Annotated in this window: 15 protein-coding genes and 2 pseudogenes; 7 read left to right on the forward strand and 10 right to left on the reverse strand. The window is 71.1% G+C overall.

Features of this window, described 5'->3' with window-relative positions; translation table 11 throughout:
- Window position 1: 1 nt before the first annotated feature.
- A complete protein-coding gene (locus E6U81_RS36820) occupies window positions 2–190 on the reverse strand; it encodes a hypothetical protein (RefSeq protein WP_206310117.1) in 189 nt (62 codons plus the stop codon).
- Between the two features lie 13 nt (window positions 191–203).
- On the opposite strand from E6U81_RS36820, the pseudogene E6U81_RS41510 reads away from it, so the two are divergent.
- Window positions 204–786 (forward strand): annotated as a pseudogene (locus E6U81_RS41510) (IS5 family transposase); the annotation flags it as partial.
- A 121-nt stretch (window positions 787–907) separates the two neighbouring features.
- Here the strand turns inward: E6U81_RS41510 and E6U81_RS36830 are convergent.
- The 8 genes from E6U81_RS36830 to E6U81_RS36865 all read right to left on the reverse strand — a co-directional run bounded on the left by E6U81_RS36830 (window position 908) and on the right by E6U81_RS36865 (window position 6,732).
- Window positions 908–2,602 (reverse strand): alkaline phosphatase D family protein, encoded by a 1,695-nt coding sequence (locus E6U81_RS36830; protein ID WP_136234351.1) that lies wholly within the window; start codon window positions 2,600–2,602, stop codon window positions 908–910.
- 79 nt (window positions 2,603–2,681) lie between these two features.
- Window positions 2,682–2,996, reverse strand: a complete 315-nt coding sequence (locus E6U81_RS36835; protein WP_136234352.1) for a hypothetical protein — start codon at window positions 2,994–2,996, stop codon at window positions 2,682–2,684.
- 254 nt (window positions 2,997–3,250) lie between these two features.
- A complete protein-coding gene (locus tag E6U81_RS36840) occupies window positions 3,251–3,718 on the reverse strand; it encodes a DUF3618 domain-containing protein (protein WP_136234353.1) in 468 nt (155 codons plus the stop codon).
- Window positions 3,715–4,134, reverse strand: coding sequence for a phage holin family protein (locus E6U81_RS36845; protein ID WP_136234354.1), 420 nt, complete (start codon window positions 4,132–4,134; stop codon window positions 3,715–3,717). The genes E6U81_RS36840 and E6U81_RS36845 overlap by 4 nt, the downstream gene beginning before the upstream one ends.
- 101 nt (window positions 4,135–4,235) lie before the next feature.
- Window positions 4,236–4,421: a YegP family protein gene (locus E6U81_RS36850; protein ID WP_136234355.1), complete on the reverse strand. Its 186-nt coding sequence runs from the start codon at window positions 4,419–4,421 to the stop codon at window positions 4,236–4,238.
- Between the two features lie 633 nt (window positions 4,422–5,054).
- Window positions 5,055–5,429 (reverse strand): hypothetical protein, encoded by a 375-nt coding sequence (locus E6U81_RS36855; RefSeq protein WP_136234356.1) that lies wholly within the window; start codon window positions 5,427–5,429, stop codon window positions 5,055–5,057.
- A complete protein-coding gene (locus E6U81_RS36860; protein ID WP_136234357.1) occupies window positions 5,426–6,094 on the reverse strand; it encodes an Asp23/Gls24 family envelope stress response protein in 669 nt (222 codons plus the stop codon). The genes E6U81_RS36855 and E6U81_RS36860 overlap by 4 nt, the downstream gene beginning before the upstream one ends.
- The gene (locus E6U81_RS36865; protein ID WP_136234358.1) at window positions 6,085–6,732 is read right to left on the reverse strand and encodes an RNA polymerase sigma factor; all 648 of its coding nucleotides are present in this window, start codon (window positions 6,730–6,732) and stop codon (window positions 6,085–6,087) included. Before E6U81_RS36865 ends, E6U81_RS36860 begins: the two co-directional genes overlap by 10 nt.
- A 159-nt stretch (window positions 6,733–6,891) precedes the next feature.
- On the opposite strand from E6U81_RS36865, the gene E6U81_RS36870 reads away from it, so the two are divergent.
- The 6 genes from E6U81_RS36870 to E6U81_RS36905 all read left to right on the forward strand — a co-directional run bounded on the left by E6U81_RS36870 (window position 6,892) and on the right by E6U81_RS36905 (window position 12,173).
- A complete protein-coding gene (locus E6U81_RS36870) occupies window positions 6,892–7,368 on the forward strand; it encodes an Asp23/Gls24 family envelope stress response protein (RefSeq protein ID WP_136234359.1) in 477 nt (158 codons plus the stop codon).
- Window positions 7,369–7,407: 39 nt separating this feature from the next.
- Window positions 7,408–7,587: a hypothetical protein gene (locus E6U81_RS36875; protein WP_136234360.1), complete on the forward strand. Its 180-nt coding sequence runs from the start codon at window positions 7,408–7,410 to the stop codon at window positions 7,585–7,587.
- Window positions 7,588–7,772: 185 nt separating this feature from the next.
- On the forward strand, window positions 7,773–7,970 hold the full coding sequence (locus tag E6U81_RS41515) for a hypothetical protein (RefSeq protein WP_240804236.1): 198 nt from the start codon (window positions 7,773–7,775) through the stop codon (window positions 7,968–7,970).
- 35 nt (window positions 7,971–8,005) lie between these two features.
- Window positions 8,006–8,668 (forward strand): DUF6286 domain-containing protein, encoded by a 663-nt coding sequence (locus E6U81_RS36885; protein WP_136234362.1) that lies wholly within the window; start codon window positions 8,006–8,008, stop codon window positions 8,666–8,668.
- 36 nt (window positions 8,669–8,704) lie between these two features.
- A complete protein-coding gene (locus E6U81_RS36890; RefSeq protein WP_136234363.1) occupies window positions 8,705–9,307 on the forward strand; it encodes an alkaline shock response membrane anchor protein AmaP in 603 nt (200 codons plus the stop codon).
- A 2,596-nt stretch (window positions 9,308–11,903) separates the two neighbouring features.
- Entirely contained in the window at window positions 11,904–12,173 is a 270-nt protein-coding gene (locus tag E6U81_RS36905) for a hypothetical protein (protein WP_136234364.1), read from the forward strand.
- Window positions 12,174–12,188: 15 nt separating this feature from the next.
- On the opposite strand, the pseudogene E6U81_RS36910 reads toward E6U81_RS36905, so the two are convergent.
- A pseudogene (locus E6U81_RS36910) lies at window positions 12,189–12,297 on the reverse strand (IS5/IS1182 family transposase); the annotation flags it as partial.

A 12,297-nucleotide genomic window follows, 5' to 3' on the forward strand; every position in this document is an offset into this window, starting at 1 on the left:
GCTACGCGACCCAGCAGTAGACCTCCTGGTTCTGGCGCCGGGCTCTTCTGACGAGAGCAGCGAGATCACCCACGATCGCGTCGGCGACCTCCGTGTCGATGACCTCGCCGTCCTTCGCACGCAGCCGGGTCCACGAGGCAGCGGCGTCGCGCAATCTGGCGTGCCCGGCGTCCGCGAGCGCAGTGCACATGCTGCGGGCCGCTCAAGCGAAGGCGGACGCGGCGGGCGACGTCGAGTGGCTGGTGTCGGTGGACTCCACCGTCGCCCGGGCCCACCAGCATGCAGCCGGGGCTCGAAAAGGGGGCTTCGCGACCCGGCCCTCGGCCGGTCCCGAGGCGGCCTGACCAGCAAAATCCATCTGGCCTGTGACGGGCGGGGCCGTCCGCTCGCTTTCGTCGTGGCGGCAACACCAACGACTGCACGCGGTTCACCGCCGTGATGGAGGCGATCGTGCCCCGGATGGGACCGGGTCGGCCCCGGGTCCGGCCCGATCACGTCCTGGGCGACAAGGGCTACAGCTCGAGGGCGATCCGCACCTGGCTCCGCCGCAAAGGTATCGCCCACACGATTCCCGAGCGGGCCGATCAGGTCCGCAACCGGGCCCGACGAGGCAGCCGCGGAGGCTGCCCGCCGGCCTTCGACCGCCAGGTCTACAAGCACCGCAACGTCGTGGAACGGTGCTTCAACCGCTTGAAGCAGTGGCGTGGCATCGCCACCCGGTACGACAAGACCGCCGACTCCTACGACGCAGCAGTCACCCTCGCGTCACTCCTGATGTGGGCGTGACATTTGACGACAGAACCCAGCGGCCTGCCTGCGGACCAGCTCCTCGACGGCGAGTTCGTCGTCTGGGACGCCCACCTGAGGGCGTCCTTGGCTACAGGTGAGAACGGCGCCCGGCGGGGCGTCAACTTTTGTCCGTCAGACTGCGGTCGAAGACGCCGATGAGCCGCGCTCCCGCGCGGTCGGTCCCGCGGCGTCCTCGCTTGGCACCCGCCGAGGCCCTCTCCAGCCGCAATCGCGCCGTACGTCCGCGCAGTGTAAGCGTCATCAGCTGGTTGCCGAACCACGGTCCGCCGGTGCGCTCCCACCGGACCGCCGGTCTTGCGACCCGTCCGTGGCGGGCGAGGAGATGCCCGATCCCCTTGGCGACCCGGCTCCAGCCGAAACGGAATCCGGCCCGTATGGCTGCGGGCACCGAGTTATGCAGCGGTGAGCAGGTGAACTGGAAGACATAGGAACGCGGTTGCTGTCCGGCGGTCCAGACGGGCTCCGCCACATACGCGTGGTGGACGTCGCCGGAGAGCACGCACACCGTCGCCGGGGCGGTGTCGGCCCTCCCCACCTCGGCGACCGTCTCCGTCAGCTTTTCGAACGATGAGGTGAACGCCGCCCAGTGCTCCAGGTCCGCCCGCCGACGCAGCCACTCACCGAAGCGCGCCCAGCGCGGTCCGCGTTCGCCCCGACAGAGCGCCGCGTGCCAGCCCTCCGCGAAGTGGACCATCGGGGGCAGCAACCACGGGAGCGAGGTCCCGACCAGCAGATGGTCGACGCTGCCGAGGCCATCGAACGCCTGCGTCCGCAGCCAGGCAGCCTCCTCGGCGTCCAGCATGGCCCGGTGCTGCTCCTCCAGTACCCGCGCAGCCCGGGTGTCGACCATGAGCAGCCGGGTGCGGCCGAAGTCCCTTCGGTAGCTCCAGCGCACCGCCGCGGGGTCGGCGTCGGCGCGTTCGGCGAACGCGCGCAGCACCTCCGTGCCGTCGTCGGCCGCCAGCACCGCCGTGTACAGCTCGTCCTCGGCGAGTTCGGCGGGGGAGAGGTTCCCGAGGTGCTGGTAGACCCAGTACGACATCAGGCCGCTGGTGATCCGCTCGTGCCACCAGGGCGTCGCCCGCATGTCGTCTACCCAGGCGGCGCTGGTGTTCCAGTCGTCTATGACGTCGTGGTCGTCGAAGATCATGCAGCTGGGTACGGTCGAGAGCAGCCAGCGCAGCTCGGGGTCGCCCCAGGACTCGTCATACAGGTGGGCGTACTCCTCGTAGTCGGCGACCTGGTCCGGCGGGGCTGCGGAGCCGGTGCCGGCGGCCCGCCGATGCCGTGCGATCCAGGCGCGCGTGTCTGCGGACGTCTCGTCCGCGTACACCTGATCGCCGAGGAGAAGGAGAACGTCCGGGCGCTCGGCCTCCGGGTCGGCCGCGAGCCGGGCGGAGAGGGTGTCGAGGACATCGGGGCCCACCGGATCGGGCTCACCCACGGCAGGTGCCGCCCACCGGCACGAGCCGAAAGCCACCACCGCGCCCGTCGCCGGGACCGGCGGCGTGTGGATGGTGCTTGGCGGCTGAGGCGAGTCCGCGAGGGGCCACACCCGCTCGCCTTCGAGCAGTACCTCGTAAGGCGTGGCGGATCCGGGGGCGAGTCCGGTGACGACCACCAGTGCGTAGTGGTGGCCGACGACGCAGAACGTGGGAGCCGAACCACCGCCGCCTCCCGGGCACCGGACTTCCACCGTGCCGGCCTGGTCGGTCTCTACCCACACCGTTGCGCTCGTGCCAGCCTCCCAGTCCACGTGACGCAAGAGCGGGCCCAGCCTCAGACCGGCCATCGCGAGTCCCCTTCCAGTGTTCCGCACGGTACGGCCGTGCTGCAGCTGCCGGCCAGGGCGAGTCGATATCGCTGCGCGCCTACCTGTGCCTGCGCTCGCTGTCTTCGTGCGGGTACAGATAGGTGAGCTTGTTCCAGTACTGCTCGAGGTGGGCGTCGGTTTCCCGCAGACTCGGGTCCAGGAACGCGGTGTGCAGCTCGGCCACGCGGTCGGGGGCAGCGTCCGCGCTGCGGGGTGGGGGAGCCGTGCGTCGCCAGGGGGCCTTGGCGGCGTCGGCGCCGTGGGTGTCCCGTACCGCACGGGTAGCCCGCCGACATGCGACCAGCACGGCGGCGGCGAGAGCGGCGGCGGTGAGGGCGTGCAGCCTGCGGTGCGCGGCCACGGCTTCCTCCATCGTGTTCTCCAGGGGCCCGGCGACGCCGGCCCTCAAGGCGAGGCCGGCGCCCTCCTCGGATGGGTCAGCCGGGCCAAGTATCCTTCAGGCGCCGGGTGGCGGCTGCGCCTGACCGGTCGACGGCGCCCTTGACGACGGCGACGATCGCGCCCTGCCGGCTGCGGCGATCAGGGCTTTGGTGCTCGGTGCGGAGCGGCATGATCGCCGCGCAGCTTTCAAAGGGCCGCCCGACTTGTAGGCGATCTTGGATGCTCTCACCGGCACCTGCGGCTGCGGCGCACCAAGAGGTAGACGACGAACAAGGCCGCCGCGGCAATCAGGGGAGTGCGGTTGGCCTTCGCCGTGTTCACGGCCGACTCGGCCTTCTCGCGTACCGGCTCCGGGGCCTTCTCGGCGGCAAGCTGCCCGGCTCGGGTTGCGGCCTCGCGGACCTGCGTGGCGGCCTGGGCCGCCTTGTCCAGGACGGGATCGGGCGTCTTGTCCTTGACCAGCTGGGTGGCGTGCGCCGCCTTGTCGTGGATCTGGTCGCTGACCATGCGGACCTTCTCGGCGGCCTGTTCCTTGATCTCGGCCGCCTTCTCCTTGGCCTGCGCCTTGACGTCGGCCTTGGCTGCCAGCGACTCCACGGTCTGGCCGAGCTCCTCGCGGGTGTGCTCGACCTGCTCGCGCAGCTCCTCGGGAGTGGGCGACGGGTCCTTGGCGCCCGGGGAAGGGGTACTCATCGGTGTGCTGCCTCCTTGATCTCGACCACGTCGGCCTTGACGCTGTTGATGGCCTGCTCCGGTGTGAGGGTGCCGGCCTTGCCTATCTGTTTCTTCCCGGCCGCGGCCATCACCGCTGCGACGGCCGCGAGCAGGGCGGCGGTGATCAGGGCCGAAGCCCACAGTGGGAGGAGCAGGGCCAGGGCTGCGATGACAGCGGCGACCAGGGCCTGCGCGGCCAGGAAGCCGACCAGGCCGGACCCGCCGAACAGGCCGCCGCCCACGCCGAAGCGTTTGCCCTTCTGGGTCATCTCTGCCCGGGCCAGCTGCATCTCCTCGCGGACCAGCTCCGAAATCTGCTGCGAGGCCTGTGCACCGAGGTCGCCCACCGATTCCTCGGCCTTACCGGGGCCCTGGTGCCGTCCAACGGCGTCCATCTGCTCTTCACCTTCTCTGCATGCTTCGTCGGTTATGGCCGCATGGCTGCACGATGGCCGCCCTTCGTATCGCCAGTGCGGTGCCGCGCCGGTCAACGGCCCTATTTGGTGTTGGTGTCGTCCTGAATGGGGGCATCGGCGTTGCGTTTGACAGAGTCGATGCCGTTCAGGCAGGACCGGTGGGTCTCGTCGTGCTCGCTGGTTGCGATGACCTGCCCATTCGTGGCGATCAGAACGAAGTGATATCCCTTGCCGACCTGGTGCCGGTCCTCGAAACGTGCCGCCATGACACATCCCTCCCGGGTTGATGTGCACGCCGTTGTCACGGCGCGCTTACCCATCAAGGAACCGGTCACCCGCCTGAGTGGGGGCAACCCAACTGGCGCACCAGGAGGCGGGGTGCCGCCCGAAGTAAGGCGGACGCGGCCGGGCCATGGCCGCTCCGGCTACCACGTCCGGGGGTAGTACGCGCCGCTGCGGAGCCGTTCGAGCGCCACCGTGGCCGGGACGGCGCATGCCGGGCCGGCCGTGGCCAGCAGGACATGCCGTGGCGACAACGACGCCGCCGTCAGAAGCCGTTGCCACACCGATCACGGAGACTGCCGATCGAACGGGAGTCTCGATCGGGTGATCGCCGGCCTGTCCGGCATGAGCGCAGGCCTGGCGGCATGCGGGGAAAATGCAGGGAAGCGGGCGACCGTGCGCTGCTACGGTCGGGCGCCATGAGCTGGCTTCCTGGAACTTGCGTTCGCTTATCGGCATGGGGTGCCGCGTGTGAGTCAAGGCTCCAGAAAGCCGGCTGATGTTCCGGCGGGCTGCCATCGGCAGCTGGACCTGCGCCGCCTTGGGGGTCGTTGCCGGCGACGTCGCTCACACCCGCCCTACAGTGCCCACATCATGCGACCGCACGAAGCCTCGGGCTACATCGTGCGGGTAACACTCACTACGACCTTGACGGTGCTGGTCGGCGTCGGCCCCATGACGTTCCGGGTCAGGTAACCGGTGGTGGCTGCCCGGACGGCTGCGCGGACCTGGCGGGCGACATCGACGACGCGATGGTCGCTGTCGAGGATGCAGCGCACCTCCAGGTGCCAGGTGCCGTCGGGGTCGAGTTCGCCGCGGACTCCTTGCGTCCCGCGGGCTCCATCGACGCCCGAAGTCATGGCCTTGTACGCGCGTGCGGCTGCGAGCGCCAGCCGTTCGCCGAGAGCCGGCTGGAGTGCGATCACGCCGGGAACATCGAGAGCGGCCCGGGCCGCAGCCTGGGAGAGGGCCGCTCCGGCAAGGGTGGTCATCGTCCGCTCATTTCGGATAGCTCGTCATCCCGCAGGGGGAAGGTTTCCAGTACGGCGTTGATCTCCACGTTGACGGTGGTGACGGTGAGGCCGAGGGCGTGCTCGGCTCGTTCCAGCACGGCTTCGCGGACCGCCTCGGCTCGTCCTGGCAGAGGCCGGTCCAGGGTTACCGCCAGGGTGATGGTGACCGCATGGGCGGTGCGCTCCTTCGAGGTGATGATGCGGCAACTGGCGGCGCGAACGCCGGGCACGGTGTCCGCTGCCCGGCGCAGCACCTTCGCGGCGGCACTTTCCGCGATGCGCAGGTCGTGGCCGGGGTCGTCGAGAAGCAGCATGGAGCCCAGGCGCACTTCACCGCGCACCGCGTTGATGATCCGGTTGGCGAGCCCGTGGATGTCGGGTTGTTCCTTCGCGCGCAGCGCGCGGGTCGCACCGTCCAGGGCAGTCAGCCCTTCGACGGCCTCGCGGCAGTGGGGGCAGCTGCTGCGGTGCGGATCCGGGGGGCCGGAAGGGTCGCGGGCCTGTTGCCAGGAACGGCCGAGCGGGCGTCCGCACGGCAGGAGCTCCGCACCGGCGAGCAGCTCGGCCTCGCCGGACGCAGAAGGCGTGGCATCCCGGCTCGCGGGCCGGCCGTTGCAGGAGGGGTACGGATTGCCTAGCGCCATGGCCGCATCGCCTCCGTCAAAGCGCGTCGTGCGCGAAAGAGCCTGCCGCGCACCGTTTGCTCACTGCTGTCCGTCACGTGGGCGATCTCTTCGTAGTGCAGGCCGTGCAGTTCCCTCAGCACCCAGCACGCCCGCAGCTCGGGGCTCAGACGTTGCAGGGCTGCCGTCAGAGCGGCTGCGGCCGCGTCGATCTCTGCCCTGCGGGACGGTGAGCTGTCCGCGTCCGCGGCGGCGGGCTCGGGAACACCGTCGAGCGGCAGGAGCGGGGGCCGACGGCGCAGGGTGCTGAGGCATCGGTTAATCACGATGCGGTACATCCAGGTACCGAACGTAGCGGTGTGCTGGAATTCCGGCAGGCGCCGCCACGCGCTGAGAAAGGCCTCCTGAACGGCGTCCTCGGCATCCGGGCGGTTACCGAGCAGCTGCTGGGAGAGGGCGAGCAGGCGGCTGGTGTGCCGGCGAACCAGGACGGCGAAGGCGTCCTCGTCCCCCTCTGCGGCCCGAATCGCCAGCAGGCTGTCGTTCAGGGTGCGGGTCGCTTCCTGCTCCGCGGCACCGCCGCCGGTGGAGGGGAGCGGGGGGCGGCGCGGCAAGACGTCCGCGGCGGACTGGGGCCAGGGACCGGTCCGGTTGCGCATATGCCGCTCGCCTCCCGACGAAGGCGCTGTGCGGGCGCCTGCGTCCGTACCTTTCGATGGTAGGCGCTGTCGCGTGAGGAATGTCCGTCCGAGGTGTCCAACACATAGAGGGGCGCCGTTACCGGCGCCGCAGACCCGGATACCCCTGGGGAGGTCCTCATGTCGGACACCAGCAGCCCCGCCACGGGCGGGAGTGAGTCGCACCTGGTGGGCAAGTCCCTGTCCGGCCAGGTCAGCGCAGGCGCGGCGGCCGGGACACGGGGCCGTACGACCATCGCGGACAGCGTGGTCGAGAAGATCGCGGGCATGGCCGTCCGCGAGGTGCCGGGTATCCACAGCCTCGGCTCCGGTATGGCCCGCACGCTCGGGGCGGTGAGCGACAAGGTCTCCGGCAGCCCCAGCGTGGCCCGCGGAGTAAAGGTCGAAGTGGGCGAACGCCAGGCCGCCATCGACCTCGACGTGGTGGTGGAGTACGGCGTCTCCATCACGGACCTTGCCGCAGACGTCCGCACCAGCGTGATCACGGCCGTGGAAGGAATGACCGGCCTCGAGGTCGTCGAAGTCAACATCGCCGTCGACGACGTCCACCTTCCTGATGAGGAAGACGACCAGGAAGGCGGGGGACGTGTGGAGTGATCGTCGAACCCCCCAGCGACGGAAGGACAGGTGAGTGAAATGAACGCAGCAACCACGGGCCTCGTAGCCGGCATGGCTCTCGGCTTCGCCGCATTCTTCGGCGGTTTCTGGGCATTCCTGCTCGTGGCGTTCCTGGGCCTCCTGGGCCTGATCATCGGCCGCATGCTGCAAGGCGACCTAGAACTGTCCGACTTCACGCGTTCGCGGAACCGGCAGTGAATGCGCACCCCGCAGCAGCAGGGGCCCCCCGGTCAGCGCTGCCGGCTGCCGAACGCGGGGCCACCGTCATCCCCGACAAGGTCGTCGCCCGCATCGCGGCTCGCGCCGCACAGGAAGCCTTGACATCCCTCACGGACACGGCCGCAGCCTCGGCGCTTCTGGCCCCTCCCCGTGCATCGGCCACCGTGGGCAGTGGCACGGCCCGGCTGGGATTGACCCTGGACCTCCCCTACCCGACGGACCTCGCCGGAGCCTCCCGCCACGTCCAGCAGTACGTCGGCGAGCGGGTGGCCCATCTGACCGGGATGCGCGTCACCGAAGTCACCCTCGCCATCGAACACCTGGCACCCGCTGCCGGCCCGGAACACCGCCGCGTGCAGTGAGCCGCAGCCACCCCCTGCCGGGAAGGAAGCCGGCCATGGAACGCGACCAACACCCCCCGGCCTCTAACGAGCAGCCCCCAGCAACGGACGCGGCCACCTCCCGCACGGTGGAGGTGCTCACCAAACAGCCTTCCGCCGGACCGCGGCCGACTGCTCGGCGCCCGTGGTCCGAGCGCCGGATCCCCGCCGCAGTCACGGCCCTGGCCATCGCGGCCGCGGCCGGCACCCTGCTGTTCGACATCATCAGGGTCCGGGCCGGCTGGCCCGCCGCCGCATGGCGTCGGCATCTCGCCGAAGAATTGGCCTCCCGCCCGCTCGACGACACCATCCTGCAAGCCGGCGGCGCCATTGCCGCCGCCCTGGGGCTCTGGCTGATCGTCCTGGCGCTGAGCCCCGGCTTGCGCCGCCGCCTGCCCCTCGAGACCTCCGATGCGCAACTGCACGCCGTACTGGACCGCAAGGCCGCAGAACTACGGCTGCGCGACGCCGCGATGTCTGTCCCTGGAGTCAGCGCCGCCAAGGTGCGGATCCCCCGGCGATTCTTCCGATACCGCGTCACAGCGCGAGCCAATGTACGCTTCCGGCCTCCAGCTGACGTGAAGGCTGACCTGCAGACCCGGCTGCGCGAGGAACTTGACCGACTGGCCCTCGCCCGCCCCCCATCGCTCAAGGTCCAGGTAAGGCCGCATCGCCCCTAGCCGGCCGGAGGCGCCGCACGGGCAGAAGGAGATCCCATGAAGAGGAAATCCGTCGTCAACCGGGCCCTGCTGACCCTGACAGGGGCTGTTCTGCTCGGCATCGGCCTGCTGGCCCTGGCGGGAAGCTTCGACCTGTACCGGCGCATGCCACTGACGCCGCCGGCCGGCTGGCCCCTCGCCGCTCCCGACGAGGTCCTTCTCGATGACTCCGACCGCACCCACTGGACGAACGAAGGATGGTGGTGGCCGACCGTGATCGCCGCACTGGCCATCATCACGCTGCTTGCTCTGTGGTGGCTTCTGGCACAACTCCGCCGCTCCCACCCCGGCGACCTGTCACTGGAAGAAGCCCCGGCACTGGACGGCGTAGAACTGCACGAGGGCGCCCTCAGCGACGCCATCGCCGCCGATGCCGGCCACCTGCCCGGCATCCAGCGAGCACGAGCGCGAATGGAGGGCTCCTCCCGCCATCCCGAAACGCACCTCGACATCACACTCACCCCCGACGCCGAGCCCGGCCCCGTCCTGCGAGCGCTCTCCGACGGGCCGCTGCAACGTGTCCGCCGATCGACGGGCCGGACCCTGTCGGCAACAGCGCGGCTTCGTGTGCCCCCGCACAAATCTCACCGGGCCCAATAAAAATGCCATCGTCAGGGAGCCCCTCCGGATGGGCTGACTCGCCCACTTCGTAGGCTCCGATCGGCAAGTCCTGAAACGGTGATCGCGTCATCGGCCACCCTCCCCGGGGCAGGCCCACGCGGCTGCTATGCCGCTCACTTCGCGACGCCACCGCCGCCCACCGCGCCACCTGAGCAGCCGCCCACCTGGCTGCTGGGCGCTGTGTGGCGATCGGGTGCCGACAGCGGGTCTGCCGGTGCGACGCGCCCCGGGAGCGGGCCTGCTGGGATTTTGGCGGCGGGGCCGCGGCTGTCCCCGGGAGAGCCAGCCGCGCACGTCGCCCCTCGCAACGCTTGCCGTCACGTCGCCTGGCCGGACCTTACTTTGCCACTGCGGTCCCTACGAAGGAATTAGGGGCACCCCCCCGAGCCCCGGCACTGGTGCGCGACCGCGTCCAGCGGGCGGCCGACGTCTTCGAGCAGGCCGCCCGAACCCTCCGGCGCCCGCGCCCGAGCCGGCTGGCGCCCATCGACCCGCGCCCTGGAACGCGCGCCGCGCGCGGCCCGGGGCGGCGGCGCCGCGGTCGTCCTCACCCTGCTGATCGCGCTCGTGGAAGCGGTGGAGGCCGCAGCCGAATGGCACCGCGCACAGGCCTTCCGCGCGCAGGCGAAAGCCGCCGCCGAAGCCGGCGTCCTGCTGCGCGAAGCAGCCGGCATGACCGGGGACCGGCCCCCGACCACCAAGCCGCGCAGACCGCCGCGATGGCCTACCGGTTCGTGACGACCATCAACGACGCCGCCACCCAGAAAGGGATCCCGGGCAAGGAGGAGGAACTCAGCGAGGTGGCGGAGAGGGTGGTGCCGGGCTGGTCGGCTTACCAGCTGCGCGGCGTCATCGGCGACGACATCCTGGCCGGACTGATGGAGGGCGCGGACTGGCCGGTGACGGCCCGCCAGTTCGCCGGTCTCCAGCAGGCCGGTGTCGACCTCGGGGTGTTCCTGCCGCAGATGGGCCGCATGACCGCCGGGGTCCACCAGGCGGTGGTCGCCAACGCGGCCCGGACGAAGGCGGAGGGCACCGACCGGCGGGCCGGCCTCCTGAAGGCGACGCGACGCCCCGGGTGTGGTCCGCGGCGTGATCCTCGCGTCCCCGGCACGGCCGTGCATCGCCGCCGACATGGGTCGCCTCGATGCCCGCGGGATCGATGTCGCCCGGATCCTCCTCCACGCCCACGCCACGAGGGCCCGGTGTCGATCAGGCCGTCGCTGCCGTCACCACCGCCGCCCAACCACCGTCCCCGGCGGCGGCTCCCGCAGTCGGGAAGGGGGCGCCGGGCGTCGTACCTGCTGCGCCCGCGGCCGCGGTTGATGCCCGCGTCCCGGCTCCGGACGCCGCCCGCGTGCCCGCCCCCGCTCCGACTGCCGCCGGGTGCCGCCACCGCCCGGGGGGCCCCGGTCCCGCGCTCGTCCGGCGGTGGCGGTACCGGCTTCCGCGCCCGGGTGCCTGTAGGCGCGGCCGTCACCGCGGCCGCCGCCAACACCCCGCTCCCGTCGCCGCGGCCGCCGCCCCCGCCGCGGGGAAGGAGCCGCTCGTGGCGCTGAAGGCTGCGCCACCGACACGAACTGGCAGCAGGCCACGGGGCACCGCCCTGGTCGGCGCCTTCTGGGCGCGACCCTCCCCGCGCTGACCACCCACCCGGCACACCGGCCGTCTCCCGGCCGCATCCCGCCCTGGGCAAGACCGCAGGGCACGGCCGGTAGACGCCCGGCGCTGCACCACCGGAGCGGGAAACCGACAGGCGGCCCCGCTGGGGGAGAGGCGTGGGGCGGCCTCATGGCCCCCAGTACCCAATCGGCGGTCCTGCCATCTCCGAAGACGGTCGCTGCCGCGGGGAAGCCGCCCTGCAGCCGGCGCAGCGAGTCTCGCAAGCCGGTCGGTCTCGGCGACGCCATCGCGGGCACACCGCGACGGTCCCGCGGATGCGCACCCCGTCCCGTGCCAGCGTGCCGCGGGGCCAGGGCCGTGGTCTGCCTGCGGATACGGCCGACCGCCTGACGCTGCTGCGTGAGTGACGCGGCCCTAGACGGGCGAATTCGCCAGTTATCTGCATCTGTGCCCAATACGGTGACCTCATACCGTCTGCACACCGCCCGGCATGGCGGAAATCGGCGGCGAGCCCTGATCGGCGTCGGACGGGAGGAGCCGGGATGACGCAGGCCGCGGTGAGCGAGTGGGGCGAACGGGTACCGGGGCGCCGTTGTACGGGTGCGCCTGGACTCCGCCGGAAGTGACAGTGCAGCGGTACGCATCTCCTGCAGCCGCCCCGCCTGCGCCGAGCAGCGGCATTCATCCGCGGCCGCCGGCCGCGCCACCGCTGTGGCCCACATCAAAGCCCGCCTGCCCGCAGCCCTGGCCCAACCCCGGCCCCGGCGTGGGCACGGCCACGGGAGCGCCGCAGTTCTCCGGTCGCCGCCGGCCCGGCCCCAGCTCACCGCTGCGCACCGGTGCGGCGCCGCCCGCAGGAGGTAGCTCAACAGCGTGAGGGCCGAGTAGCAGATGCGTGATGGTGGCGTGTGGGGGACGGTGGAGGCTACGTCGTCGGATCCCGAGGAGCGCCATGATCGTCAAGTTGCTGCACGACAAGGGCCTGCGGAGCGAGCACGCGTACACCGTTGCCTGTCTGACGATCGGGCTGTCGGTCGCCTCGTGGGTGACGTCGCTGAAGGTGGAGTCGGCAGGTATCGACCGGGCGGACCGGTGGGGGATCTTCGTCGCTACGTGGCCGGCGACCTGGTTCGGTCTCGGGCTGGCGCTGGCTCAGTACGAAGACGGCGAAGACCTGCACGAACATGTGGAAGACCCGTTCGAAGATGTTGCACCCGGTTAGGTTCTGTCCGGCGGATCATGCGCGGAGCCAGAGTCTGATGGCTGCTGTGGTGATGGTGCCGTGGAAAACGTAGGCGCGTTTGTCGTAGCGGGTGGCGACGGCCCGGTGGTGTTTGAGCCGGTTG

This window comes from Streptomyces sp. A0592 (assembly GCF_004795115.1).
In the GTDB taxonomy this organism is placed as follows: Bacteria; Actinomycetota; Actinomycetes; order Streptomycetales; family Streptomycetaceae; genus Streptomyces; species Streptomyces erythrochromogenes.

Coding starts and splice junctions, on each gene's coding strand:
- E6U81_RS36820 (WP_206310117.1), bottom strand. CDS start 190: ATGTGCACTGCGCTCGCGGACGCCGGGCACGCCAGATTGCGCGACGCC.
- E6U81_RS36830 (WP_136234351.1), bottom strand. CDS start 2,602: ATGGCCGGTCTGAGGCTGGGCCCGCTCTTGCGTCACGTGGACTGGGAG.
- E6U81_RS36835 (WP_136234352.1), bottom strand. CDS start 2,996: ATGGAGGAAGCCGTGGCCGCGCACCGCAGGCTGCACGCCCTCACCGCC.
- E6U81_RS36840 (WP_136234353.1), bottom strand. CDS start 3,718: ATGAGTACCCCTTCCCCGGGCGCCAAGGACCCGTCGCCCACTCCCGAG.
- E6U81_RS36845 (WP_136234354.1), bottom strand. CDS start 4,134: ATGGACGCCGTTGGACGGCACCAGGGCCCCGGTAAGGCCGAGGAATCG.
- E6U81_RS36850 (WP_136234355.1), bottom strand. CDS start 4,421: ATGGCGGCACGTTTCGAGGACCGGCACCAGGTCGGCAAGGGATATCAC.
- E6U81_RS36855 (WP_136234356.1), bottom strand. CDS start 5,429: ATGACCACCCTTGCCGGAGCGGCCCTCTCCCAGGCTGCGGCCCGGGCC.
- E6U81_RS36860 (WP_136234357.1), bottom strand. CDS start 6,094: ATGGCGCTAGGCAATCCGTACCCCTCCTGCAACGGCCGGCCCGCGAGC.
- E6U81_RS36865 (WP_136234358.1), bottom strand. CDS start 6,732: ATGCGCAACCGGACCGGTCCCTGGCCCCAGTCCGCCGCGGACGTCTTG.
- E6U81_RS36870 (WP_136234359.1), top strand. CDS start 6,892: ATGTCGGACACCAGCAGCCCCGCCACGGGCGGGAGTGAGTCGCACCTG.
- E6U81_RS36875 (WP_136234360.1), top strand. CDS start 7,408: ATGAACGCAGCAACCACGGGCCTCGTAGCCGGCATGGCTCTCGGCTTC.
- E6U81_RS36885 (WP_136234362.1), top strand. CDS start 8,006: ATGGAACGCGACCAACACCCCCCGGCCTCTAACGAGCAGCCCCCAGCA.
- E6U81_RS36890 (WP_136234363.1), top strand. CDS start 8,705: ATGAAGAGGAAATCCGTCGTCAACCGGGCCCTGCTGACCCTGACAGGG.
- E6U81_RS36905 (WP_136234364.1), top strand. CDS start 11,904: ATGATCGTCAAGTTGCTGCACGACAAGGGCCTGCGGAGCGAGCACGCG.